Origin of the sequence: Anaerostipes faecalis (genome assembly GCF_018982945.1) — a bacterium.
GTDB lineage: Bacteria > Bacillota > Clostridia > Lachnospirales > Lachnospiraceae > Anaerostipes > Anaerostipes faecalis.
Window position 1 is genome coordinate 150,881 of record NZ_JABRXE010000001.1, and the last position, 25,598, is coordinate 176,478.

The 25,598-nt window shown below is 36.6% G+C and carries 26 protein-coding genes and 1 riboswitch; of the genes, 24 read left to right on the forward strand and 2 right to left on the reverse strand.

Annotation, left to right across the window (positions count from 1 at the left end; genetic code table 11):
- Positions 1 to 167 precede the first annotated feature (167 nt).
- The 22 genes from KTB61_RS00725 (at position 168) to KTB61_RS00830 (ending at position 22,228) form a co-directional block, all read left to right on the forward strand.
- Positions 168 to 1,046 (forward strand): DUF5688 family protein, encoded by an 879-nt coding sequence (locus KTB61_RS00725; protein ID WP_075759160.1) that lies wholly within the window; start codon positions 168 to 170, stop codon positions 1,044 to 1,046.
- A 76-nt stretch (positions 1,047 to 1,122) separates the two neighbouring features.
- The gene (locus KTB61_RS00730; RefSeq protein ID WP_075759159.1) at positions 1,123 to 2,268 is read left to right on the forward strand and encodes an AI-2E family transporter; all 1,146 of its coding nucleotides are present in this window, start codon (positions 1,123 to 1,125) and stop codon (positions 2,266 to 2,268) included.
- A complete protein-coding gene (thyA, locus tag KTB61_RS00735; protein WP_216696598.1) occupies positions 2,265 to 3,113 on the forward strand; it encodes a thymidylate synthase in 849 nt (282 codons plus the stop codon). Before KTB61_RS00730 ends, thyA begins: the two co-directional genes overlap by 4 nt.
- A 10-nt stretch (positions 3,114 to 3,123) precedes the next feature.
- A complete protein-coding gene (locus KTB61_RS00740; RefSeq protein ID WP_216696599.1) occupies positions 3,124 to 3,612 on the forward strand; it encodes a dihydrofolate reductase in 489 nt (162 codons plus the stop codon).
- A 75-nt stretch (positions 3,613 to 3,687) separates the two neighbouring features.
- Positions 3,688 to 4,758 (forward strand): branched-chain amino acid aminotransferase, encoded by a 1,071-nt coding sequence (locus KTB61_RS00745; RefSeq protein WP_075759156.1) that lies wholly within the window; start codon positions 3,688 to 3,690, stop codon positions 4,756 to 4,758.
- Between the two features lie 350 nt (positions 4,759 to 5,108).
- On the forward strand, positions 5,109 to 7,091 hold the full coding sequence (locus KTB61_RS00750; RefSeq protein ID WP_216696600.1) for a sodium-translocating pyrophosphatase: 1,983 nt from the start codon (positions 5,109 to 5,111) through the stop codon (positions 7,089 to 7,091).
- Between the two features lie 161 nt (positions 7,092 to 7,252).
- A complete protein-coding gene (locus tag KTB61_RS00755; RefSeq protein ID WP_075759154.1) occupies positions 7,253 to 8,509 on the forward strand; it encodes a peptidoglycan-binding protein in 1,257 nt (418 codons plus the stop codon).
- 103 nt (positions 8,510 to 8,612) lie between these two features.
- On the forward strand, positions 8,613 to 8,999 hold the full coding sequence (locus tag KTB61_RS00760) for an exodeoxyribonuclease VII small subunit (RefSeq protein WP_216696601.1): 387 nt from the start codon (positions 8,613 to 8,615) through the stop codon (positions 8,997 to 8,999).
- A gap of 44 nt (positions 9,000 to 9,043) precedes the next feature.
- Complete coding sequence (gene ybaK, locus KTB61_RS00765) at positions 9,044 to 9,523, forward strand: Cys-tRNA(Pro) deacylase (RefSeq protein ID WP_216696602.1); 480 nt, start codon at positions 9,044 to 9,046, stop codon at positions 9,521 to 9,523.
- Positions 9,524 to 9,535: 12 nt separating this feature from the next.
- Entirely contained in the window at positions 9,536 to 10,081 is a 546-nt protein-coding gene (locus KTB61_RS00770) for a beta-class carbonic anhydrase (RefSeq protein WP_216696603.1), read from the forward strand.
- Between the two features lie 161 nt (positions 10,082 to 10,242).
- Complete coding sequence (locus KTB61_RS00775) at positions 10,243 to 11,004, forward strand: N-acetylmuramoyl-L-alanine amidase (RefSeq protein ID WP_230973557.1); 762 nt, start codon at positions 10,243 to 10,245, stop codon at positions 11,002 to 11,004.
- Positions 11,005 to 11,022: 18 nt separating this feature from the next.
- Positions 11,023 to 11,592 (forward strand): YARHG domain-containing protein, encoded by a 570-nt coding sequence (locus KTB61_RS00780; RefSeq protein WP_075759150.1) that lies wholly within the window; start codon positions 11,023 to 11,025, stop codon positions 11,590 to 11,592.
- A 15-nt stretch (positions 11,593 to 11,607) separates the two neighbouring features.
- Complete coding sequence (locus tag KTB61_RS00785; protein WP_216696605.1) at positions 11,608 to 12,819, forward strand: zinc-ribbon domain-containing protein; 1,212 nt, start codon at positions 11,608 to 11,610, stop codon at positions 12,817 to 12,819.
- Positions 12,820 to 12,838: 19 nt separating this feature from the next.
- A complete protein-coding gene (locus tag KTB61_RS12965) occupies positions 12,839 to 13,576 on the forward strand; it encodes a hypothetical protein (RefSeq protein ID WP_230973558.1) in 738 nt (245 codons plus the stop codon).
- Positions 13,577 to 13,647: 71 nt separating this feature from the next.
- A complete protein-coding gene (locus tag KTB61_RS00795; protein WP_216696606.1) occupies positions 13,648 to 13,854 on the forward strand; it encodes a dihydroorotate dehydrogenase in 207 nt (68 codons plus the stop codon).
- A gap of 11 nt (positions 13,855 to 13,865) precedes the next feature.
- The gene (locus KTB61_RS00800; protein WP_216696607.1) at positions 13,866 to 14,039 is read left to right on the forward strand and encodes a DUF4250 domain-containing protein; all 174 of its coding nucleotides are present in this window, start codon (positions 13,866 to 13,868) and stop codon (positions 14,037 to 14,039) included.
- A gap of 88 nt (positions 14,040 to 14,127) precedes the next feature.
- Positions 14,128 to 14,829 carry an ABC transporter ATP-binding protein gene (locus tag KTB61_RS00805; RefSeq protein ID WP_216696608.1) on the forward strand — a complete coding sequence of 234 codons (702 nt, stop codon included), beginning with the start codon at positions 14,128 to 14,130 and terminating at the stop codon, positions 14,827 to 14,829.
- Positions 14,830 to 14,970: 141 nt separating this feature from the next.
- Entirely contained in the window at positions 14,971 to 18,048 is a 3,078-nt protein-coding gene (locus KTB61_RS00810; RefSeq protein ID WP_230973559.1) for an ABC transporter permease, read from the forward strand.
- A gap of 18 nt (positions 18,049 to 18,066) precedes the next feature.
- A complete protein-coding gene (locus KTB61_RS00815; protein ID WP_216696759.1) occupies positions 18,067 to 19,383 on the forward strand; it encodes an alpha-amylase family glycosyl hydrolase in 1,317 nt (438 codons plus the stop codon).
- Positions 19,384 to 19,452: 69 nt separating this feature from the next.
- A complete protein-coding gene (rny, locus tag KTB61_RS00820) occupies positions 19,453 to 21,000 on the forward strand; it encodes a ribonuclease Y (RefSeq protein ID WP_075759144.1) in 1,548 nt (515 codons plus the stop codon).
- A gap of 57 nt (positions 21,001 to 21,057) precedes the next feature.
- The gene (locus KTB61_RS00825; protein WP_075759143.1) at positions 21,058 to 21,591 is read left to right on the forward strand and encodes an NUDIX hydrolase; all 534 of its coding nucleotides are present in this window, start codon (positions 21,058 to 21,060) and stop codon (positions 21,589 to 21,591) included.
- A gap of 73 nt (positions 21,592 to 21,664) precedes the next feature.
- On the forward strand, positions 21,665 to 22,228 hold the full coding sequence (locus KTB61_RS00830) for a hypothetical protein (RefSeq protein ID WP_075759142.1): 564 nt from the start codon (positions 21,665 to 21,667) through the stop codon (positions 22,226 to 22,228).
- On the opposite strand, the gene KTB61_RS00835 is transcribed toward KTB61_RS00830, so the two are convergent.
- Positions 22,225 to 23,253: a 3-deoxy-7-phosphoheptulonate synthase gene (locus tag KTB61_RS00835; RefSeq protein WP_216696610.1), complete on the reverse strand. Its 1,029-nt coding sequence runs from the start codon at positions 23,251 to 23,253 to the stop codon at positions 22,225 to 22,227. The two genes, KTB61_RS00830 and KTB61_RS00835, sit on opposite strands and share 4 nt — an antisense overlap.
- 186 nt (positions 23,254 to 23,439) lie before the next feature.
- A riboswitch (FMN riboswitch) is annotated at positions 23,440 to 23,584 on the forward strand.
- Between the two features lie 119 nt (positions 23,585 to 23,703).
- On the opposite strand from KTB61_RS00835, the gene KTB61_RS00840 reads away from it, so the two are divergent.
- Entirely contained in the window at positions 23,704 to 24,321 is a 618-nt protein-coding gene (locus tag KTB61_RS00840) for an ECF transporter S component (RefSeq protein WP_075759140.1), read from the forward strand.
- An 88-nt stretch (positions 24,322 to 24,409) separates the two neighbouring features.
- Here the strand turns inward: KTB61_RS00840 and KTB61_RS00845 are convergent, their stop codons facing one another.
- Positions 24,410 to 24,799: a thioesterase family protein gene (locus tag KTB61_RS00845; RefSeq protein ID WP_075759139.1), complete on the reverse strand. Its 390-nt coding sequence runs from the start codon at positions 24,797 to 24,799 to the stop codon at positions 24,410 to 24,412.
- Between the two features lie 159 nt (positions 24,800 to 24,958).
- On the opposite strand from KTB61_RS00845, the gene KTB61_RS00850 reads away from it, so the two are divergent.
- A complete protein-coding gene (locus tag KTB61_RS00850) occupies positions 24,959 to 25,567 on the forward strand; it encodes a histidine phosphatase family protein (protein ID WP_075759138.1) in 609 nt (202 codons plus the stop codon).
- The last annotated feature ends 31 nt before the right edge of the window (positions 25,568 to 25,598 follow it).

Sequence of the window (25,598 nt, forward strand, 5' to 3'; positions counted from 1 at the left end):
TTAAAAATCTAATTTTGGGAGGTCCGCTTTTTTATAAAAAAATATTGATATTATTCCAGAATTTGTATAAAATATAAATGGAAATTATTTACAAAAATAGAAAACGTGAGGAATGGCAGCAGCCAGGGGTATGCATGAGTTTTCATCCATGAAGGAAGGAGAGCATCATGTTAAGTAAAAAAGAGTTTTACAGTTATGTTGAACATCACATTCTGGAATTTATGAAGGATACCAGAGAGAAAGAAGCGGTTGTCCAGAAAACAGCCAAGAACAATCAGGTGTCAAGAATTGGATTATCTGTAGGGAAAAGAGAGGAACGCTTACTTCCTGTTTTATATCTTGAACCGTTTTACAGAAAATATTCTAAAGGAGAGGAACTTGATACTGTCTTAGCAGAAATTGCATCCGCATATGAGGAGTATGAAGGATGTTTTCCACTGGACCCGGGAAAGATTGAAGATTATGATTTTATCAAAGAGAATCTGTTCTTTCGTCTTGTCAATTATGAGAGAAATCAGAAACAGCTTCAAGAATGTCCGTATGAACGTATGGAGGATCTTGCGGTAACCTACCGGTGGATTGCATACCGCAGTCATGACGGAATGGCAAGTGCCATAGTCAGATACAGAGATATGATTTTGTGGGGAATAACGGAAGAACAGTTAAAAGCAGATGCCATAGCAAATACCAAGAAGATATTCCCGCCAACCATTAGAAAAATACAGTCAGTGATTCCGGTACATGTGGAAGAGGGAGATATTCCTGTTTTTGTATTGTCAAACGGTGATTATATGAATGGTGCATCGGCAATGATATATAAAGGTATTTTAAAGGAATTTGCAGAACGTATGAATTGTAATCTGTATATTCTTCCAAGCAGTATTCATGAAGTCATAATCCTGTTGGAAGAAGATGCAAAAGATATAGGGGAGTTGTTTAAAATGGTGAGGGAGACCAATCAAAGTGTAGTAGATCGTGAGGAAGTACTATCTGATAATGTTTATTATTATGACCGGAATGCAGATAAGATTACAATTGCCAGATAAGATTATGTAACGTATAATATCAGACAAGAGTTAGTTTACTGGAAATTATGTTTTAGCATTAAGAGGTGAGACTTACATGAAGCGTTGGGAAATTTATTTGGATATAATTATGGAGCTTTTGGTAATAGTCGCAGGAGCAATCCTGATTATTTTTGTTTTGCCGAAAGTTTTAGGATTTTTATGGCCGTTTGTAGCTGGCTGGATTATTTCACTGATCGCACATCCTGTTATTGAATATCTGGAGAAGAAGATAAAGATTCCCAAAAAATTTGGATCAGCTGTGTTAATTATAGCAGTTATCAGTGCAATCCTGGCAATCTTATATCTGATCATTCGTCTGTTGGGAACACAGATTATTAACTTTATACAGGGATTTCCGGATTTGCGTCTGGAGATGTCACAGCAGATAGGAAAATTTCAGGGAAAGGTTCAGTATTTTGTTCATTTGCTCCCCCATGGTTTTCAGAATCAGATGCTTAAGGTGGCAGGATCATTGGGTCAAGTGGTGCAGAAGATGGCTACAGGAATTGGAGATTATGGAGTATCTCATGCCGGAAGTATGGCAAAAGGAATGACAAATGGATTGATCGGTGTTGTTGTAATGTTTTTCTCTTCCTATGTCTTCTTAAAAGATAAAGAAAAATTTATAAAGATGTATCAGCAAATGATACCAGATGTGATAAAACATAAAATAGATATTTTTGTTCATAATACATTGGGAGTATTGGGAAGTTATTGTCTGGCACAGATTAAAATCATGTTTATCGTGATGGCAATTTTATGGATTGGACTTAAAGTGGCAGGAGTTCAATATGCTTTCATATTTGCGGTATTGATTGGCATTGTGGATATCTTCCCGATTTTAGGAACAGGGACAGTTATTATCCCCTGGGCACTTGTGAAGCTGGTGACAGGGGATATAAAATCAGCAGTCATTTTTTTAATTGTATACGCAATCTGTCTTATCTTAAAACAGGTTCTGCAGCCAAAGATGATGGGAGCTACCATGGGTATTTCAGCTCTTACGACTATCTTTTTGATCTATGTAGGGTTTAAACTGGGGGGCCTTGGAGGAATGCTTCTGACTCTGATACTTGGAATGTTTACTATTAATTTATACAGACTTGGTATTTTTGACCGTAAGATTGCATTTTTTAGAAAAAGGATAGAGATGCTGACGATTAACAGTGAAAAAGAAGAAAGTGAGGATAAAGAATCATGAGTTATGCAGATAAGCTGTTTATTAACATGTGTCAGGATATTATAGATCATGGGACAAGTACGAAGGGAGAGAAAGTTCGCCCTCACTGGCCTGACGGGACACCTGCATATACCATAAAGCAGTTTGGTGTAGTGAATCGATATGATCTTTCAAAAGAATTTCCAGCTTTGACTTTAAGAAAGACATATATTAAATCAGCAATTGACGAGCTTCTATGGATCTGGCAGAGAAAGTCTAATAATGTTAATGATCTGAAAAGCAAAATCTGGGATGAGTGGGCAGATGAGGATGGATCTATAGGAAAAGCATATGGATATCAGATGAGAGTAAAACATCAGTATAAGGAAGGTATGATGGATCAGGTGGATCGGGTAATCTATGATCTTAAAAATAATCCATACAGCCGGAGAATCATGACTAATATTTATGTTCATCAGGATCTTCATGAGATGAATCTTTATCCATGTGCCTATAGTATGACCTTTAATGTCACCAAGAAACCGGGACATGACAAACTGACGTTAAATGCGATTCTGAATCAGAGATCACAAGATATACTTGCTGCTAATAACTGGAACGTTGTTCAGTATTCTGTTTTGGTTTATATGCTGGCACAGGTGTGTGATATGGAACCGGGAGAGTTTGTTCATGTTATTGCAGATGCACATATTTATGACAGACATATTCCTGTTATTAAAGAGTTAATTAAGAGAGAGACATATCCGGCACCTAAATTCTGGATGAATCCGGAAACTAAAGATTTTTATGAGTTTACACTGGATGACTTCAGAATTGAAGATTATCAGGCTGGAGAACAGATTACAAATATACCGATTGCAATTTAGGAGGAAAAAAATGAATCTCATTGTAAATGCTGATAAAAACTGGGGAATTGGAAAAAAAAACGAACTGCTTGTGCATATTCCAAATGATATGAAAATGTTTCGACAGACAACTATTGATAAAGTTGTGGTAATGGGAAGAAAAACTTTGGAAAGTTTTCCAAACGGTATGCCTCTTCCTAGGCGAACCAATATAGTTTTAACAAGAGATGAAGATTACAAGGTAAAAGGAGCGGTTATAGTTCATAGCAAAGAGGAGTTATTGGAAGAACTTAAGAATTATGCGGATGAAGATATTTTTATTATCGGGGGTGAAAGTATTTATCGAATGATGCTCCCATACTGTAATGTTGCATATGTAACCCGGACAGATTATGCTTATGATGCAGATACCTATTTTCCGAATCTGGATGAGATGTCAGAATGGAAGCTGACTTCTATAGGTGAGGAAGAAACTTATTTTGACATAGAATACCGATTCTTAAAGTATGAAAAAGTATAAAGAATGCATTGACATTGAAAAAAAAAAGTTTCATAATAAATGCAAGACTTAGATACAGGAAGGAAGAGATTGAGGATGTTAGATATTAAAGTTACAAAAACAGAAAGCCCAAAAGCAAAACCTGCAAAAGATGATCCATTGTTATTTGGTACCATTTTTACAGATCACATGTTTATTATGGATTATACAGAAGGAAAGGGATGGCATGATGCAAGAATCGTTCCTTACGGAGAAATTTCACTGCCACCTGCTGCTACAATTTTCCATTATGGACAGGGCGTTTTTGAAGGCTTAAAAGCATATAATGGAGAAGATGGAAGTATTCAGCTGTTCCGTCCGGATATGAATGCAAAACGTTCTAACCGTTCTTCAGACAGATTATGTATTCCGGAAATTCCAGAAGAAGATTATGTACAGGCAATCAAAGAATTAGTTAGTTTAGATAAAGAATGGATTCCAAGTGAACCAAATCATTCATTATATATTCGTCCTTTTATTATTGGAACAGATCCATTCTTAGGATTACGTACATCAGCATATTATAAATTTATTATTATCTTATCTCCAGTAGGACCTTACTATCCGGAAGGATTGGATCCAGTAGGAATCTGGATTGAAGATGATTATGTAAGAGCTGTCCGTGGAGGAATCGGAGAAGCAAAAACTGGTGGAAACTATGCTGCCAGCATTTTATCTCAGGTGAAAGCACATGATGAAGGATATTCTCAGGTACTCTGGTTAGATGGTGTACATAGAAAATATATCGAAGAAGTTGGAGCAATGAATATTTTCTTCAAGATTGATGGAAAAGTTTTAACTCCAATGCTGAACGGAAGTATTCTTCCTGGAATTACAAGAGATTCCGTTATCCACTTATGTAAAGAATGGGGATTGGAAGTTGAAGAAAGACGAATCGCCATTGATGAAATCAAGGAAGCATGGGAGAATGGAACACTGGAAGAAGTTTGGGGAACTGGTACAGCGGCAGTTATCTCACCAGTTGGTAAATTCCGTATGGGAGACGAAGTTATGCAGGTACAGGATGGCGGAATTGGTGAATTAAGCCAGAAACTGTATGATACAGTAACAGGAATTCAGCTTGGTAAAATTGAAGATAAACATGGATGGGTTGTAAAAGTCGACTAATCATAGGAAAAGATAAGCCAATATACGATAGTGTATATTGGCTTTTTTATTACATAGGAAATTCCTTTGAATTTTCTATGTAATAAAAAACGCTCCGCGCGGATGTGCACGATGTGCAAAGGAAAGCAGTTAAAACTGCTGCACATCGGCACGCAAAGCGGAGCAAGTCCCTCATGATTGAGGGATACAGGGGGTTGATAGCGGACTTGTCCGCTTTGTTCTTAATTACATAGGAAAGACCTTGCCGGCCTTGTTCTTGCATAGGTACATAATGTTTGTTATAATTTATAACATCTTGTGTGATATTTTGTTCATACGCTGAATATAAGAATATTGAAAGGAGAAATATTATGGGATTATATGTTGCAATTATTGCAGGCATTGCATCATTACTGGTCGCATTTGAACTTATGACCAAAGTTAATAAAGCAGATGCAGGTAATGAGCGAATGAAAGAAATTGCCACTTCAATCAATGAAGGAGCGCATGCCTTTTTAAGAGCTGAATACAAATTACTAGTAGTTTTCTGTATCGTTGTATTTGTCTTAATCGGGTTTGGAATTAAAAGCTGGACATCAGCAGTTTGTTTCTTATTTGGCGCTGCATTTTCTGCTTTGGCAGGGTTTATTGGAATGCATACGGCAACAAAAGCTAATGTTAGAACAGCGCAGGCAGCAAGTACAGGAGGTATGAGTAAGGCTTTATCGATTGCCTTTTCCGGTGGTGCTGTTATGGGGCTTACTGTTGTAGGTCTTGGACTGTTTGGGGTATCTGTTGTTTACTTTATTACAGGTGAGGCAGATGTATTGACAGGATTTAGTCTGGGTGCATCTTCTGTAGCACTGTTCGGACGTGTAGGTGGAGGAATTTATACAAAAGCTGCAGACGTTGGAGCTGATCTGGTAGGTAAGGTGGAAGCTGGAATTCCAGAAGATGATCCGCGTAATCCGGCAGTTATTGCTGACAACGTAGGGGATAATGTAGGTGACGTTGCCGGAATGGGTGCAGACCTTTATGAATCTTATGTCGGATCTTTAGTCTCAGCAATTACAATTGGTGTTGTAACATTTGGTATTACAGGGGCTGTTTATCCATTGCTTCTGGCAGCTACAGGAATTGTTGCATCTATCATCGGTGTTTTCTTTGTTGTAAATACAAAGAGCCAGAATCCTCATAAAGCTTTAGATGGAGGTACATATTTTGCAAGTGTGCTTGTACTTGTGGCAACCTTTTTCTTAAGTAAGCACTTTTTCGGCAGTTTGAATTCATTTTGGGCGATTCTTGCCGGAGTTATTGTAGGAAATATTATTGGAAAGATTACAGAAGTATATACATCAAGTAATTATGCCTCTGTCAAGAAAATTGCAGATCAGTCTGAAACAGGTTCTGCAACTACGATTATTTCTGGTCTTGCAGTTGGTATGGAATCTACTGCAATTCCTATCATTTGTATCTGTGTTGCAGTTGTAGTGGCTTATAATTTTGCTGGTTTATATGGAATTGCACTTGCTGCTGTAGGTATGCTTTCAACAACTGGAATTACGGTAGCAGTTGATGCATACGGACCAATCGCAGATAATGCAGGTGGTATTGCAGAAATGTCTGAACTGGATGAATCAGTTCGTGAAATTACAGATAAACTGGATGCAGTAGGTAATACTACTGCAGCTATGGGAAAAGGATTTGCAATCGGTTCTGCGGCATTAACAGCACTTGCATTGTTTTCATCATATGCTCAGGCAACAGGATTATTAGAAGAAGGAATCAACTGTCTGGATCCTAATGTTATTGTTGGTGTATTGGTTGGCGGAATGCTGCCATTCCTGTTTTCAGCATTTACCATGCAGTCTGTTGGTAAGACAGCAAATGAAATGATCGTAGAAGTACGCCGTCAGTTTAAAGAAATTCCGGGAATCATGGAAGGAACAGGAAAACCTGATTATAAGAGCTGTGTGGAAATTTCTACATCTGCAGCTTTAAAAGAAATGCTTTTACCGGGTGTTATGGCAATCATTGCTCCATTACTGATCGGTGTTCTGCTGGGAACTCAGGCATTGGGAGGATTGCTGGTTGGATCCCTTGCTTCAGGTGTTATGATGGCTATTTTTATGGCAAATGCCGGTGGAGCATGGGATAATGCAAAGAAATATATTGAAGAAGGAAACCATGGTGGTAAAGGAAGCGATGCTCATAAAGCGGCTGTCGTAGGTGATACAGTAGGTGATCCGTTTAAGGATACTTCAGGACCTTCAATCAATATCCTTATCAAACTTATGACTATTGTGGCACTTGTGTTTGCACCTTTGTTTGTAAGTATTGGTGGAATTTTATAATAAAAAATATGTGGAATCCCGTTTATACGGGATTCTTTTGTATATAAGGGGATATGAGGTTTTACCTGGAGTGGTGACTGGAAATCACAAAAGATTATCAGCATTTTGAACATAAATAGAGATTGTTCATATATTAAAGTAAAAGATTTTGGAAGGTTTATATGCCGGATACACAAAATAGAGATCAGATTGATCGTGGAAGATTGAAAGTGCAAGTAAATTCAGAGATTGCAGCTGGTCCAATTGTTAATGCAGAAGTGGAAATTTCTTATACAGGAGATCCCGATTCTGTTATAGAAAAAATCAGAACGGATGAAAATGGACAGACGGAGAGTGTGGAGCTGGCGGCTCCTCCGATAGAATATAGTATGTCACCAGGGGAAAATCAGCCCTATTCAGAATATACTGTGAGGGTAACGGCTCCTGATTATGAAATGGTAACAGTTGCAGGAGCTCAGATTCTTGCAGACACCCAGGGAATTCAGAATATTCGAATGAAGCCCTTGGGAGAAATCAATCAGACAGGCGCAATTGTTATTGGACCACATACATTGTGGGGGGATTATCCTCCAAAGATTGCAGAAGCAGAGATTAAGCCTGTTAATGAAACAGGGGAGATTGTTTTAAGTCGTGTGGTGATTCCTGAATATATTATTGTTCATGATGGACCGGTTGGAGATAAAACAGCAGAAGACCATTATGTACGTTACAAAGATTACATTAAAAATGTAGCTGCATGCGAAATATATTCCACATGGCCCAGAGCAACATTAGAGGCTAATATACTGGCTATCATGTCTTTTACTTTAAATCGTGTTTATACAGAATGGTACCGTAATAAAGGACACGATTTTACCATTACGTCATCTACGGCGTATGATCATAAGTGGATGCCAGGGAAAACCACCTATGAATCTATTAACAGAATCGTAGATGAGATTTTTTCCAATTATCTTTCCAGACCAAATGTAAAACAACCTATTTTGACACAATACTGCGACGGAAAGAGGGTAACTTGCCCTGAGTGGATGACACAATGGGGATCTAAGTATCTAGGTGATCAGGGATATTCACCTATTGAGATTCTCCGATACTATTATGGGGAAAATATGTATATTAATACAGCTGAGCAGATAGCAGGTATTCCTTCTTCCTGGCCAGGATATGATCTGACGATTGGATCAAGCGGAAATAAAGTGAAACAGATGCAGGAACAGCTAAATCGGATTTCACGAGATTATCCATCAATTCCAAAAGTTGCCGCAGATGGGCAATATGGAGAACAAACAGCAGATGCAGTCAGGAAGTTTCAGAATGTTTTTGGATTAGATCAGACAGGAGTTGTGGATTATCCAACCTGGTATAAGATCAGTGAAATATATGTAGGTGTAAGCAGAATTGCAGAGTTAAATCAATAATGAAAGAAAAACTCCTTTTTACAGTAAAAAATGATATAATATAAAAAGAAATTATATTATATGAAAAGTGATTATCACACAGACTGTTTAAGGAGGTTTTTCTATGTTTAAAGACTTTATATATAAAAATTATCTGGAAGCACCATATAATCTAACATTTGAAGATGCAATGAAAATTTATGAAGATATTGTTGCGGCTGCGCCGGAAGATGATCCGGATTTTGAGGCAGCATGGAGTTATGCATTGGAAAGAATGACTGCTTATGCCGATTTGAGAGCACACTGGAAGATTACACCAAAGTCTGAGAGAGATAATGATCAGAGGACCATAATGCATGATAGTGTAATTGAATCTCTTGATCAGCTGGCTGAATATATGTCTTCTCAAAATAGAAAAACCGCATGGAGAATTGAGCTGGGATTTCAAAGAAAAAGAATTGGTGATTTTGCCTGTTACGTATCAATGATTTACGGACTATTTGCCAGATAAAAGAACAGTATAATTTATAAAACGATTGACAGGAGGAAAATATTTTGGCAAAAAAAGAAGCAAAAACAAATGCTATGAGAATACTGGAAAGGAATAAGATTCCATATGAAATTCATCGATATGAATGTAAGGAATTTATTGATGGAATAGCCATTGCGGATATGCTGGATGAACCTTATGAGAAGGTTTTTAAGACACTGGTAACAGTTGGAAAAAACGGGGGATTTTTTGTGTTTGTCATACCCATACACAAAGAACTGGATTTGAAAAAAGCAGCAAAATCTGTTGATGAAAAATCAGTTGAAATGATTCATGTGAAAGACATTAATAAAATTACAGGATATATTCGTGGTGGATGTACTGCCATAGGAATGAAAAAGGAATATCCAACGGTACTTGACAGCAGTGCATTAGACCAGACAACCATCATGGTCAGCGGAGGCAAAAATGGAATACAGATCGAGCTGAAACCAGATGATTATTTAAAGGCATGTCATGGGAAAACAGAACAAATTACACATTAAAGGAGCTAAATCGTGATAGATCAAATATTAGAATTTAATAAAAAATTTGTTGAAGAAGGAAAATATGAACAATACAGAACCAGTAAATATCCGGATAAGAAGATAGCTATTATAACATGTATGGATACAAGACTGACAGAATTGCTTCCCGCAGCATTGGGAATTAAAAATGGTGATGTAAAAATGATAAAAAATGCAGGAGGCGTTATCAGTCATATGTTCGGAAGTGTGGTTCGAAGTGTACTGGTAGGTATTTACGAACTGGGAATTGAAGAAGTTATGGTCATCGGGCATACTGATTGCGGTGTTCAGCATATTAACAGTGATATGATGATAGAACAGATGAAGAAAAGGGGAATCAATCAGGATAAAATTGATTTGATACGTCATTGCGGAATTGATTTTGATACATGGTTAGAAGGATTTGACTGTGTTGATAATTCGGTAAGAGATTCGGTGGAAATGTTAAGAAAGCATCCTTTGATTCCAGAAGATGTAAAGATATCAGGGTATGTAATGGACTCTGTTACGGGAAAATTGAATGTCATAGAATCATAGAAATTTATCATGGAAAGCCATCGTGTATCAATGTCAAATAATGCAGAATGGCTTTCTTTTTTTCTTGTGGATAAGGATAGGAGTATGATACAATAAAACTATAAAGTTTAAAGAGGATAGAAGATAGGATGAATAGAAAATATTATACTATTTGCATATGGATGATTTTTATAATAATGACATTCTCTTCCTGTAATTTTCAAAAGAAGAATAATAATATAAAGACTGAGGAAACGACCACTGCATCAGAAACATCAACAGAAGTTTCTACAGAGAAGAAAATCAGAGAGAAAAAAATAAAAATAGCCATTGATCCCGGACATCAGAAGAAGCAGATGTCCGAACAGGAACCTATTGGACCGGGAGCATCTGAGACAAAACCTATGGTCTCTTCCGGAACAGAAGGATGTGTAACAAAAATTCCTGAATATGAAATTAACTTACAGGTATCTTTAAAATTAAAAAATGTACTGATTTCCAGAGGGTATGATGTATATATGATCAGAGAAAGTAATGATGTATCTCTTAGCAATAAAGAACGTGCACAAATGGCTAATTCCAGTGGAGCAAGTGTTTTTTTGCGGATCCATTGTAATAGTGACGACAGTTCATCAGCAGATGGAGCATTAACCATGTGTCCGACAGACTCCAATCCATATTGTGGGAGAGAGGTCATTGAGAAAAGCCAGCGACTTGCACAGACTGTTGGGAATGCTTTGTGTCGTAAAACATCAGCTAAAAACAGGGGGATTATAGAGACAGATCAAATGTCAGGAATAAACTGGTGTACGATTCCGGTAACTATTGTTGAAATGGGATTTATGTCAAATCCGGAAGAAGACAGAAAACTGTCAAGTGATGATTATCAGAACCGTTTAGCAAATGGAATTGCAGATGGGATTGATATATATATGAAAAAGTAGCAGGAAAGGAGGATAAGTATGAATAAGAGTGAAAAACAGGTAATTATGATTTTGACAGCTGCTATTGTACTTGTGGCAGTGGTTCTTGTGTTTTTTTTATTGAAAAGCGGAACAGAACATGAGGATCAGAAAACGAACCTTGTAAAAGAGAAATTGCAGAATGACTCATCAGATGACAGCAATGACAGTAACGATGGCAGTACGGATGTGATCGTCAGTGACAGTACAGATACCACAACGGAAACTATTGATGTATCCGATGATAGTAATTCTAATACATCAAATGCAACGAATCCTGATAATGTCATGGATGCAGATGATGGATATATGTTCCCAACTTCTGGTTCAGCATATATCAGTTCGTCAGCTGTAAAGAAATTGACCACATCACAGATCCAATATGCAATCAATGAAATCTATGCAAGACATGGATTAAAGTTTACCAAGAAAGAAAATCAGAAACGATTTGGAAAGAAAAAATGGTACAAAGGATCTGTGGATGATCAGGATGATATTTCTTTAAACAAGTACGAGAAGAAAAATGTTAATACTTTTGCAGCAGAATTGAAAAAAAGAGATGCAAGGTAGGAAAGAGAGGTCAGTATGTTTTGTCCAAATTGTGGATCTAAAGTCGAAGATGACGCATTATTTTGTGGTGAATGTGGTGCAAAAATAGAAGTGCAGAAAGAAACAACATCAGAAAAAATTAAAAAGGCAGCAAAGAAGACGACGTCTAAAACGAAAAAAACTACAAAAAAGCAAAAAAGTGGAGAGGGTATGAGCCCAAAAGCTAAAAAGATTGTTACAGTTCAGGTCGCAGTTTTAGTGGTTATTATTGGAGCATTCTGGTTTTTTGGAAGTAGAAGTGGAAAACCTGAAGCAGTGGTAAATAAATTTGTGGAAAATTATAATAATGGAAAATGGTCAGAAATTTATTCTGCATACCATATGGAAGAGGATACTTTTATTAATGAAGAATGTTTTGTAAAAACTATGGAACAGAGCAATCCTGATAAATTATCAAGTCCAACAGGTGGATATCTAAATAGTAATAATACATACACATACAGAATCAATAAAGGATCTGATTACCTTGTTGTAAATGTAGCAAAATCCGCTGAAAAGACATTTCTGTTTTTTGATAAATATGAAATTGTCAGTGTGACAGATACCGGATTGACAACAACTTCAGTAAGAATTCCAGAGATTCCAGGAGTAACGGTAAAAATTGATGGAATTGAAGCAAAGAATACGAATTCATCATCTTTATCAACAAGTGCTTATTATGCAAAAGTATTTACCGGTACACATAAGCTGACATTTGGTGGTGCAAATGGATTATTTGAAAAGGATAGCTACACTTTTAATACATCCTCAGCGACATCTATCATCAGTAAGATTCAGTATTCTGAACAATCTAAACAAGATGCAGTAGCGGCATTAAAGAAATATCTTCCTGCAATTACAGAAGCTAAAATCAGAGGAAACAGTGCAGCCACATTAGCATCCTATTTTGCTTCTGCAGAAAAGGCAAATCAGTATGGATTTTATCTGTGTCGTTATACATATTACACTGGAAGTTCTACAAGGAAACTTGGAGATATTAACCTGACAAACTGCTCAACAGTTAGTGGATCAACTTATAGAACTGTTGCAGATGGTGTCCCTGTTAATGTTTCAGGAACAAGAGAATACGAAGCAAAGGGATGGGATAACAGTTATCAGAAACAGACTTTGTCTATCAGTGGGACGGCATATATGATAAAACAGAATGGAAAATGGGTAATTAATTCAGTATCATATTACTATTATTAAGAAAAAGGAGAGGATAATAATGGCTAATTTTTGTACGAGATGTGGGAAACCATTGGTAGACGGACAGCCTTGCGACTGCTGTCAGAAAGATGAAGTAGTTACAGCTAGTTTCTTTAAAACAGTGCTTGATATAATCAAGCATCCGGTAGAAGGTTTCTTGGAATCTGTTGAAGACGAAACATCTAAATCCGGATTGATTTTGATGGGAGCTGAAGCACTGCTATCAGGACTTTTCTTGTTTGTTGTAATCAATAAAATTATTTCTGTGACAATGTCTGGAATATCTGCATTTACAAGTGCAGGAAGCAGTGTAAGCTCACAGGCACCTTCTGCAGGAGGATTTCTGATTTATGGCATTTTGATTTCAGCTATTTCTTCTTTGGTTATCTCTGGCCTTGTTCTTGGACTTATGAAAGCTATGGCAAAGGCGGAAATCAACTGGTTTCAGAGTTGTCAGATTACGGGATTGAAAAGTCTGGGTGCTTCCATGGGATTTATTCTTGGTATTCTGGGAATTGTTTTAGGATTATATCAATTTTCTTTAATCGCAATTGTAATTGGAAGCGTTTTGGGATATATTTATTTTATAGCAGGGATGGTTTCATATCCGGATACCAATAGAGATGTGGTACCATATGTGATATTGATCGTAGTTGTTGTATCAACAATTGTAGCATATTTTGTATTGAAAGAATTTGTGCTATCATCTTTAATGAATAGCTCATCTTCTCTTCGATCATTGCAAAATATCCTGTGATGAAGAGAATACATAAAACTCAAAAATGATTGGGTATTTTTTAAAGTATTTTTCAGAAAGAAGGTGAATCAGTGAAACTGTACTATAAAGACAAGAATGGTAGCCGGGAGTTTGTAACAAAGGCAGATTCTGACAAAGAAATATTTCAGGCAATTGAAGAATACAGTATGGAGCACGGATTCGGCTTGATTTATATGATACATCACATTGAGAAGGATAAGATTTATTATGATATTGGCAAAGATGGATGTTTCTTTGTTGTGGAAGTAGAAGTATAGGAGAATACAAAATGATACCCAAAGACCCGGTTATTATGTTAAGTTATATTAACACTCAATTAAGAGATTACTATGATAGTTTGGAAGAATTATGCAAAAGCCTTGATCTTAATCAGGAAGAAATTGCAGAAAAATTAAAAAGTATCGGATATGAATATCAGAGAGAAATAAATCAGTTCCGATAGCCAGCTTTTTCAGGAAAATAAAAAGAGTGCATTGTTTGCCTGAAAAGGGATTCTATGTTAAAATTTCTTTATACAAGGAGAATATAATATGGAATTGATTCGGTTGGAAAATGTAAAAAAAATATATACGTCAGGGGAAGTGATTACCAAAGCCGCAGATGGGATTGATTTTACGGTGGAGGAAGGTGAATTTGCCTTGATCATTGGCGCCAGTGGTGCAGGAAAAACAACTGTATTGAACATTTTGGGAGGTATGGATACTGCAACTAGTGGCGCCGTTTTTGTAGATGGAGAAGATATTGCAAAATGGAATAAAAGACAGCTTACAAAATACCGGAGAAATGATATAGGATTTGTATTTCAGTTTTATAATCTGGTTCCAAATCTGACAGCTGTTGAGAATGTGGAACTTGCATTGCAGATTAGTCAGAATCCTCTGGATGCCAGAGAAGTGCTGAAGGATGTAGGATTAGAAGATCGGTTGGAGAATTTTCCGGCACAACTTTCCGGAGGAGAACAGCAAAGGGTGTCCATTGCCCGTGCATTGGCTAAAAATCCCAAGATTTTATTGTGTGATGAGCCAACAGGTGCGTTAGATTATCAGACGGGAAAATCTATCTTAAAACTTTTACAGGATACATGTAAACAAAAAGGAAAAACAGTGGTGGTTATTACACATAATCTGGCGATTGCTCCAATGGCAGACAGGGTAATTGAAATAAAAAACGGAAAGGTTAACAAGATTACAATAAATGAACATCCACAGTCAGTGGAAACAATTGAATGGTAGGCGATGCGTATGAAGAAAAAAGCTCTTCATAAAGATATATATATGACGGTTAGAAGAACTTTGCCTAGGTTTTTATCTATATTTTTTATCGTAATTTTAGGAGTCGCATTTTATTCTGGTATACGTGTAACCGAAAAAGACATGAAGATTACAGCGGATACCCAGTTTGACCGGACAAATCTTATGGATATTAAACTTCTTGGAAGTAGAGGACTTTCAGAAGAAAATCTGCAAGCAGTGAAAAACCTTTCCAGTGTGTCAGATGCGGAAGGAAGCTATTCATTGGATACAATTTGCCGTATGGAAGGAAGTAATGATGAGTATGTTACCAAGGTACTGGCAAAGACAGAACGTATGAATCAGTTTGAAATCACATCAGGACGTATGCCTGAAAAGGAAAATGAATGTTTAGTTGATGAAAATTTTGCTAAAGATCATCATTTAAAAAATGGAGAAAAACTTATCTTAAGTTCGGGAACAGAGGAGCCTTTAAATGAGTTATTAACAGAGGATCATTATGTGATTACAGGAATTGGGAAATCATCGGCATATCTTTCTCGTGAAAGAGGTACTACTGAGATAGGAATTGGAAAAGTAAATGGGTTTCTTGTGATTTCCCCTAAAAACTTTAAACAGGATGTTTATTCAGAAATCTATATTTCTGTAAAAAATGCTAAAAAAGAACTGGCATATACGGAAGAATATGACAGGGTTGTAAAAAAGACAGAAAAGCAGATAGAGAATATAGAAAAAGAGCAAAACCTGATAAGACTAAAACAGATTCAGGGAGAGGCATTGAAAGAGATTGCTAAAAAGGAATCTGAATATAAAGAAGAGAAAAGGAAAGCCCAAAAGAAATTAAAAAAAGCTGAAAAAAAGTTGAAAAAGGCAGAAAAAGAGATAAATGCTGCAAAAGTGAAACTGGTTCAGAATGAGGAAAAACTGAAACAGGGGAAAAACGAACTTAAAGCGGGATGGGATTCTTATTATAGCGGAAAAAGAAAGCTGAGTCTTGGACGTAAGAAATTGTCAGAAAGTGAAAAAAAGCTAAAAGAACAGGAAAAGCAGTTATCTGACAATGAATTATCCATAAAACAGCAGGAGGAATCCCTCAATCAGCTGGAGAAACAGACTGAAGAATATGAACAGTCTCTTGGGGCAGATCATCCACAGGTTCAGGCTATGAAACAGAAGCTTTCAGAAGGAAGGAAAACTTTGGAAGCAGCCAGGAAACAGATTGTGGATGGAAAAAGAAAAATTTTATCTGGAAGACAGAAACTGGTTTCTTCCAGAAAGGAATTAGAGGAAAACGAGAAAACCCTTAAAAGAGCGAAAAGCACCTTGGAATCAAAGGAAAAAGAGCTTAATAATGCGTCTTTACAGCTGGAAAAGGGGAAAGAGCAGCTGAAAAGGTCAGAACGTCAATTAAAAGATGGGAAAAAAGAATTAAAGGCATCAGAGACTAAGGTTCAGAAAAAATTGAATGAAGGACAAAAAAAACTGGATGATGCCAAAGAGGATATCAAGAATATTAAAGCCGGAGAATGGTACGTTCTTAATAGAAAAAAGACCCAGTCATATGTTGAATACGGTGAAGATACAGCAAGGATCGGAGCTATTGGAGAAGTGGTCCCAGCCATTTTCTTTCTTGTAGCTGCACTGGTAACCCTGACTACGATGACACGAATGGTAGAGGAACAAAGAACTCAGATTGGCGTATTGAAAGCTTTGGGGTATACCGGATGGGATGTTGCATTAAAGTATCTGGCTTATGGATTGACTGCTACACTCCTGGGGAGCATCATTGGGGCTGTGGCTGGGGAGAAAATACTTCCTAAAATTATAATAGAAGCCTATACCATGATGTATACAGGACTTGGGGATATCAAAACTCCTTTAGAGGGTCAGTATACCATGATTGCTTCAAGTCTGGCAGTAGGTGTTGTAATCCTGGCTGTTTTATCTGCATGTTATAAAGAACTGCGGGAAAAACCTGCAAAACTAATGAGACCAGAAGCTCCCAAAGAGGGCAAACGGATTTTTCTCGAATATATCGGTGGATTGTGGAATCGAATGAGTTTTATATGGAAAGCTACTATGCGGAATTTGTTCCGATATAAAAAGAGATTTTTTATGACGGTCTTTGGAATTGGAGGCTGTATGTCATTGTTGTTAGTGGGATTTGGATTAATGGATTCCATTTTTGCGGTTTCGGATAATCAGTACAGAAAGATTACAACTTATGATATCTGCGTTTCTCTCAAAGAAGGCAGTTCAAGTAGAGAGATCAGGGACTTTGATCTCTGGTTGGATAACCAGCAGAAAATAAAAGAAAAGCTGAAAGTATATGAAACATCAGTTCATATTGAGGAAAATGGTAACAGTAAAACTGCCTCATTGATTGTTCCATTATCTATGGATGATTTTTCAGACTTTTTCACCTTAAAAGACAGAAAAAGCGGGAAAAAGTATCATCTTGATGATGAAGGGATTATCATAACAGAAAAAGCTGCCACATTATTGGGTATTGAAAAAGGTGATATTGTTTCGATCAAAACCGATGAAATCGATCATGTGTCAGTGAAAGTGGTGGAGATAACTGAAAATTATATGTATCATAATATTTATATGACTCCGGGACTGTATCAGAAAAAATATCATAAGACCCCAAAAGCTACAAAGATTTATCTTAATACAAAGAAAATGTCACAAAAACAGCAAAAGCAGACAGGTAAGGAAATATTAAATGAAAAATCTGCTGCTTCCGTAGTGTTTGCGTCAGATGAAATCCGTATGATGGAAGACATGATAGGAAATCTGAATATTGTAATGATTGTACTAATTGTTTCAGCAGGTCTTTTGGCTGTTGTAGTTTTATATAATTTGAATAACATAAATATATCTGAAAGAAGAGCAGAACTTGCTACCCTAAAGGTTCTGGGATTCTATGATATCGAAGTGGGAGCTTATGTTTACAGAGAAAATATATTATTAACTATTATTGGTATCATTACAGGTGTAGGATTAGGGAAAATTCTTCACAGATATGTTATACTTACAGTAGAAGTAGATCTTTTAATGTTTGGAAGAGATATTTTTACGATGAGTTATGTGTATAGCATTTTGTTGACTGTAGTATTTAGCATTATCATAAACTTTTTGATGTATTTCCAATTAAAGAAAATTAATATGGTAGAATCTCTAAAAAGTACAGAATAGAAAGGAACTTAAACAATGATGAAAATGAACGATTTAATGATTTATCAAATTTTTCCTTTAAGAGCATTTGCTGGTGAGGGAACAGAACATGGCATTTTGGAAGTGAAAGAATGGATTCCTCATATTAAAAAAATAGGAATGAATGCAATCTACTTTTCACCGGTATTTTCATCATCTAATCATGGATATGATACAAAAGATTTCCGAGTGATTGATGAGCGTCTTGGAACTAATGAGGATTTTAAAGAAGCATGCAAAGCATTAAAAGAAGCAGGTATAAAAGTTATTTTAGATGGAGTGTTCAATCATGTTGGAAGAGAGTTCTGGGCATTTCAGGATGTTTTGGAAAAGAAATGGGATTCTCCGTACAAAGATTGGTTCTATATTAATTTTGATGGCAACAGCAGCTATGACGATGGCTTTTGGTATGAAGGATGGGAAGGACATTTTGAACTGGTTAAATTAAATCTTGATAATGATCAGGTTAAGCAGCATTTATTGGATGCAGTGAGTCTCTGGATAGATGAATTTGGGATTGATGGATTAAGATTAGACGTGGCATATATGCTCAATCGCAATTTTATAAAATGTCTGGTTGATTTTGTCCGCTCAAAGAATCCGGACTTTCTGATGATCGGAGAGATGCTTCATGGGGATTATAGTCAGCTGGCAAATCCGGATCTGCTGGATTCTGTTACAAATTATGAATGTTATAAAGGACTTTATTCCAGTTTTAATACTCATAATATGCATGAGATAGGTTATTCACTGAATCGACAGTTTGGTCCTGAAGAATGGACATTATATAAAGGAATCCCTTTATATAATTTTGTGGATAATCACGATGTTGAGAGAATTGCCAGTCAATTAAATGAAAAAGATCTTTTGCCGCTTATCTATGCAATGATGTTTGGTATGCCAGGGGTTCCAGGTGTTTACTACGGCAGTGAATGGGGAATTGAAGGAAAGAAAGAGCAGGGAAGTGATGATAGTCTGCGTCCAAGAATCAAACCAGAAGAACTGAAAGAAAATGAACTGGCTACATATATTGGAAAACTGGCTCAGGTTCGTAAGAACAGTCCTGCGTTAAGATATGGAGATTACCGTCAGTTGGCAATTATGCCAGATGTGCTGGTGTTCCAGCGTCAGAGCAGTGAGGACCGTATTATCGTGGCAATTAACATTGGAAATGAAGAATATACAGCTCATTTTGATGCACGTGCAGGACAGGGAACAGATTTAATTTCAGGAGAACTTATTGATTTCGGAGGAGGACTTTTGATTCCGGCGAAAAAGGCATTTATGATTCGTACAGAAGAGGTATCCATTTCTTGACTTTTATGTTAAAAACATATAAAATTAAAGGAGTGTGAAAACACAAAAAATTGAATAAGGAGGAAACCTGTGGTTGGTATTATAATAGCCATTATCGCAACTCTAGTTGTTGCAGTTCCTGCATCAGTTTATGTGGCCAATACAAGAAGTAAGAAAGCCATGGAGATAACCATCGGGAATGCAGAAGACAAGGCCAGAGAAATTATAGATGAAGCAATCAAGGCGGCAGATGCCAAGAAACGCGAAGCTTCTTTGGAAGTAAAAGAAGAGACTATAAAAGCGAGAAATGACTTCGAAAAAGAGACAAAGGAACGCAGGGCAGAGCTGCAGAAGTATGAACAGCGAGTTCTTTCTAAGGAAGAAACAGTAGATAAGAAATCTGAGATTCTGGAACGTAAAGAGCAGTCTTTAAGTGCCAAAGAAAAGAACATCGAATCTGAAAAAGTTCATTTGCAGGAACTGCAGGCAAAACATCTACAGGAACTGGAGCGAATTTCCGGGTTAACCTCTGATCAGGCAAAAGAGCAATTATTATCAGCAGTAAAAGAAGACGTAAAACACGAGACAGCGATGTATGTCAAAGAGATGGAGACAAGAGCCAAGGAGGAAGCACGTAAGAGAGCGAAAGAATATGTTGTGACAGCAATCCAGAAATGTGCAGTGGATCATGTTGCAGAAACGACAATTTCTCTGGTACAGCTTCCAAATGACGAAATGAAAGGTCGTATTATCGGACGAGAAGGAAGAAATATTCGATCTATTGAGAATATCACCGGTGTTGAATTGATTATCGATGATACTCCGGAAGCGGTTGTGTTATCCAGCTTTAATCCTGTGCGAAGAGAAATTGCCAGAATCGCACTGGAGAAACTGATTGTAGATGGACGTATTCATCCTGCACGTATTGAGGAAATGGTTGAGAAAGCAACAAAAGAAGTTGAGACTATGATGCGTGAAGAAGGTGAAGCGGCTACACTGGAACTTGGAGTTCATGGAATTCATCCTGAACTGGTAAGACTTCTTGGAAGAATGAAGTTCCGGACAAGTTATGGTCAGAATGCACTGAAACATTCTATGGAGGTTGCGCAGCTTTCAGGGCTTTTAGCAGCAGAAGTTGGTGTAGACGTCAGAATGGCAAAACGTGCGGGTCTGCTTCATGATATTGGTAAAGCTATTGACCATGAAGTGGAAGGTTCCCATGTGGAACTTGGTGTAAACTTATGTAAGAAGTATAAAGAAAATCCAATCGTTATTAATGCGGTGGAATCTCATCATGGTGATGTAGAACCTGAAACATTAATTGCATGTATTGTGCAGGCAGCAGATGCCATTTCAGCTGCACGTCCTGGTGCAAGAAGTGAGACATTGGAAAGTTATACAACAAGATTAAAACAGTTAGAAGAGATCGCAGATTCTTTTCAAGGTGTTGATAAAACTTTTGCAATTCAGGCAGGTCGAGAAATTCGTGTAATGGTAGTTCCTGAACAGATTAGTGATGATGATATGATTCTTCTTGCAAGGGATATTTCAAATCAGGTGGAAGAAAACCTGGATTATCCTGGACAGATTAAGGTTAATGTCATTCGAGAATCACGAGTTGTAGATTATGCGAAATAACAAAAGCGATAGAGAAATCTATCGCTTTTTCCTATAGGGGAGAAAAGGAGAAAAAATATGAGAAGATATGAAAAAATAGAACAGCGTCTCATGCATCAGGGAAAAGTAGTCGGTTTTTATGAAGATATTGTAAAACTTCCCAGCGGAAAAGTTGTAACATGGGATTTGGTAAAACATAAAGGTGCGGCAGCAGTAGTTCCCGTAACGGATAAAGGGAATATTCTTCTTGTAAAACAGTATCGTAATGCGTTGGATCAGGAAACCTTGGAAATACCTGCAGGTGGAATTGAGCCAGGTGAAACAGGATTGGAGTGTGTAACACGAGAAATAGAAGAAGAGACAGGTTATAGAGCAGGCAGAATGGAACATTTAATGACTATTATTACTGCAATAGGATTTTGTGATGAAAAAATTCCAATCTATGTAGCCTTTGATTTGAAGTTATCCCATCAGAATCTTGATGAAGATGAATTTATTGATGTTCAGGAATATACACCGGAGCAGATAAAAGAAATGATTTTTGATGGAAGAATTATTGATGCCAAAACTATCTCAGGAGTGCTTGGATATCTTCAAAAGTATCATAAATAATAATAATACCGCATAATATGTATTATGCGGTATTATTAGCTTTATTTACAAAATTGAAATGGAGAAGAAACTGGTGGAAAAGAGAAAATTTTTCTTAGGACTTTTTATGATTACCGGGCTGATTTTAGGAAGTTTGTTTACAAATGGCATATATAAAGAATATTTAGCATATGGAGGACGGCTGGATGCCCTGGTGCTGAGTAATAAAGATTTATATGTTTCCAGTTCAAGCCTGTTTCCGTACATATTATTTAAAAGAGGAAAACAATATGGGATACTGTTTCTTGCGGGGTATCTGCTTCAACCACTGGTACTTTTGTATGGAGGAGCTTTTTCTATTGCTTTTTTTCTTGGATCTGTTCTTTCTTTGCAAATAATTCAACTGGGATTAAAAGGTCTTTTTCTTGTTTTTTTCAGTTTTTTTCCCCATTATCTTTTATATGGAGGAACAGTCGGTCTATTAATGAGAAGAAATATTCTGGAAAATAAAAAAGAAGAAATACTTTTATATGAAAAGTATTCCTTCTTAGATCGTTTTTCTATTCAGTTAGAATTAATTTTTCTTTTTTTCGGAACTGTACTTGAAAGCTATGTAAATCCATGGCTTATGACAGGAATCATAAAAATGCTGAATTAAACATTTTCAGCCATACGGTACAGTAATGCGGCAGATTTATCCCATCCAAGACAAGGGTCAGTAATGGATTGTCCATAAACTCCATTTCCGATAGACTGATTTCCATCCTCAATATAACTTTCGATCATAATACCTTTTACCAAAGTTTTGATTTCAGGAAGGAAGCTTCTGCTGTGGAGTACTTCCTGGACAATACGAGGCTGCTGATCCCACTGTTTTCCTGAATTAGAATGGTTTGCATCAACAATGACTGCCGGATTTTTCAGCTGGAATTTTTCGTACATATATGCAACACGAATTAAATCTTCGTAATGATAATTTGGAATATTATTTCCATGACGGTTGACGGAGCCACGAAGAATAGCGTGTGTCAGAGGGTTACCATCAGTTTTCACTTCATAACCGTTTGTAATGAAATCATGACAATGCTGTCCAGCGGTAATGGAGTTCATCATAACAGTTAAATCTCCTCCTGTAGGATTTTTCATTCCGGCTGGAATATCAAAACCACTAACAGTTAAACGATGCTGCTGATTTTCAACTGATCTTGCTCCAACAGCAACATAAGAAAGAATGTCTTCCATATACTGCCAGTTACCAGGATATAACATTTCATCAGCCGCAGGCATATGGAAAGCTTCTAATGCATCTACATGAAGCTTACGAACAGAACGAAGACCGCTTGCCATATCTGGAGCTTTCTCAGGATCCGGCTGATGAACCATTCCTTTGTATCCATCACCTGTAGTTCTTGGTTTGTTTGTGTATATACGAGGGATAATTAATAATTTATCCTGTAAATCTTTCTGAACTCTTGCAAGACGTCCAAGATAATCCATAACGGCATCTTCATTATCAGCAGAACATGGTCCGATGATAACAATAAATTTATCAGACTCGCCGGTAAATACCTTGCGGATTTCTGCATCTCTGTCAGCCTTTACTTTCTTCAGTTCTTCACTCAAAGGAAATTCTTCACGTAATTCCTCTGGAGAAGGCATTTTTGCGATTCTGTGCATTCCCATAATCAATTTCTCCTTTACTTTAACAATTCAACTTGTTATAGTTTATCAAATTATAGAGTTTGTGTAAAGAAAGGAAATGATAAAAAAAACTTTACAAATATAAAAACATTCACTATAATGAAAAAGGAAACAGAAAACACTTTCATTTTCTGTAAATTGAATATTGAAGTAGAGAAGAGAATATTTCTCCAACTTCAGGGCAGAGTGAGACATGGATTATGTCAATTCTCGACTGGTGGTGATAACCTTTTACAGGGATAAGTCCACGAGCGCAAGCCGATCAGGTGAGAATCCTGAACCAACAGTATAGTCTGGATGAAAGAAGTAGCAGGATGGTATAAGTTTACCATTCTCATTTGTGAGCCCTGTCGTTTTATGCAATGAAACGGACAGGCTTATTTTTTTGCGAATAGTTTTCGTAAAATAATATTAAAAAAAGGAGAATATATTATGACAGGAGAAACAATGACAATGAAAAGCAACAGAGTAAATGTTAGAACAATTGCAATGACAGGAATGTTGGGAGCATTAGCAACAATTTTGATGTTTTTGGAATTTCCGATTCCAATGCTGATTCCACCGTTTATTAAATTTGATTTTTCCGAATTACCAGCTTTACTGGCAGCATATTCTATGGGGCCGGTTTCAGGGATTGCAGTATGCTTCATTAAAAATATTATTAATTTGCTTCACACTCAGACCGGAGGAGTAGGGGAACTGTCAAACTTTATTTTAGGAGTTTGTTTTGTCCTGCCGGCAGGACTGATTTATAAGAAAAATAAAACGCAGAAAAATGCAATGATTGGAGCAATAGCAGGAGCTGTATTAATGGCAGTTATCAGTGTTTTCTCAAATTATTTTGTTGTGTATCCGGTATATACTAATTTTATGCCAATGGAGGCGATTCTTGGTGCATATCAGGCAATTAATAAGAATGTTAACAGTCTTTGGGATGCATTGATCTGGTTTAATATGCCTTTTACTTTTGTAAAGGGATTATGCAGTGTGGTTATTACGTTTCTTATTTATAAAAGAGTATCACCAATCTTAAAAGGAACAAACCGTTAGAGTAAACTTAAATATTAAGAAATAAAAAAAGAAACATGAGTGATTTCATGTTTCTTTTTTGTTTAAGAACAAACGGTTTGTTGTGATTTTAATCAAATTTATGTTTTGCTTTCTCCATAAATGGTTCTGATTCAACAATGAAACGTTCATGTCTTCCTATTCCCACGCGTCCTTTTGCATCTGTTATTTCAACATGGAATTCAAGACGTTTACGATCAATTTCAGATAAAGTACACTGGCATTTGATGGTTCCGCCGATAGGTGTTGCAGATACGTGGGCAATATTAAGATTCGTACCAACAGTTGTGAAACCTTCATCAAGTTTATCAGACAGCAGTTTTACAGCAGCTTTTTCTACCAGTAAAACCATGGCAGGTGTTGCATAAACCGGAAGACTGCCACTTCCCCATGTGCTTGCAGTATTATCAGAAACCACTTCTTCTGATAAAATGATACTATCTCCAACTTTCATTTCCATAAGCATTTTCTCCTCTGTCATTATATTATCAATATAAATCATAGTATAACAAATACAAATAAAAAATCTATAGTTTCCCGACAAAATTTAAGAATTTTTATAAAACGTCTAAATATGTGATATAATGTCCCAAAGGGACAGGTCATAGGAGGTATTATTTTGAAATTATATATCATTCGACATGGAGAGACAGATTGGAATAAAGAAAGAAGAATGCAGGGAAGTGCCGACATAGAGTTAAATGAATACGGCAGAAAACTTGCCTTTATAACAAAAGAGGCATTAAAAGATATACCTTTTGATATTGCTTATACAAGTCCTTTAAAAAGAGCAAGTGAAACCGCCAAAATCATCCTGGAGGGAAGAGATATACCTTTATATAAAGATAAACGTATAGAAGAAATGAATTTTGGGAAGTATGAAGGAAAATCAGAGGCAGAGCTGATTGCAGTAAAAGATGATTTTATGAATTGTTTTAATTGTCCTGAAAAATATTATCCAAAAGACGGGGCAGAAACACACAAGGAAGTTATTGGAAGAGCAAAAGAATTTTTAGAACAGGTTGTTCTGCCAGCAGAAAAAAAGTATGAACATATGGTTGTTTTTTCACATGGAGCATGGATTCATGGAATGTTAACATATTTATATCAAAGAGAGATTAAAGATTTCTGGCATGGACCAAGACAGCAAAACTGTGGTGTTACAACAATTCAGATTAGCAATGGAGATTGTAAAGTTTTGAAGGAATCAGAAGTTTTTTATAAATAGGATATAATCAGATATTCTTTAAGTTAGAAGA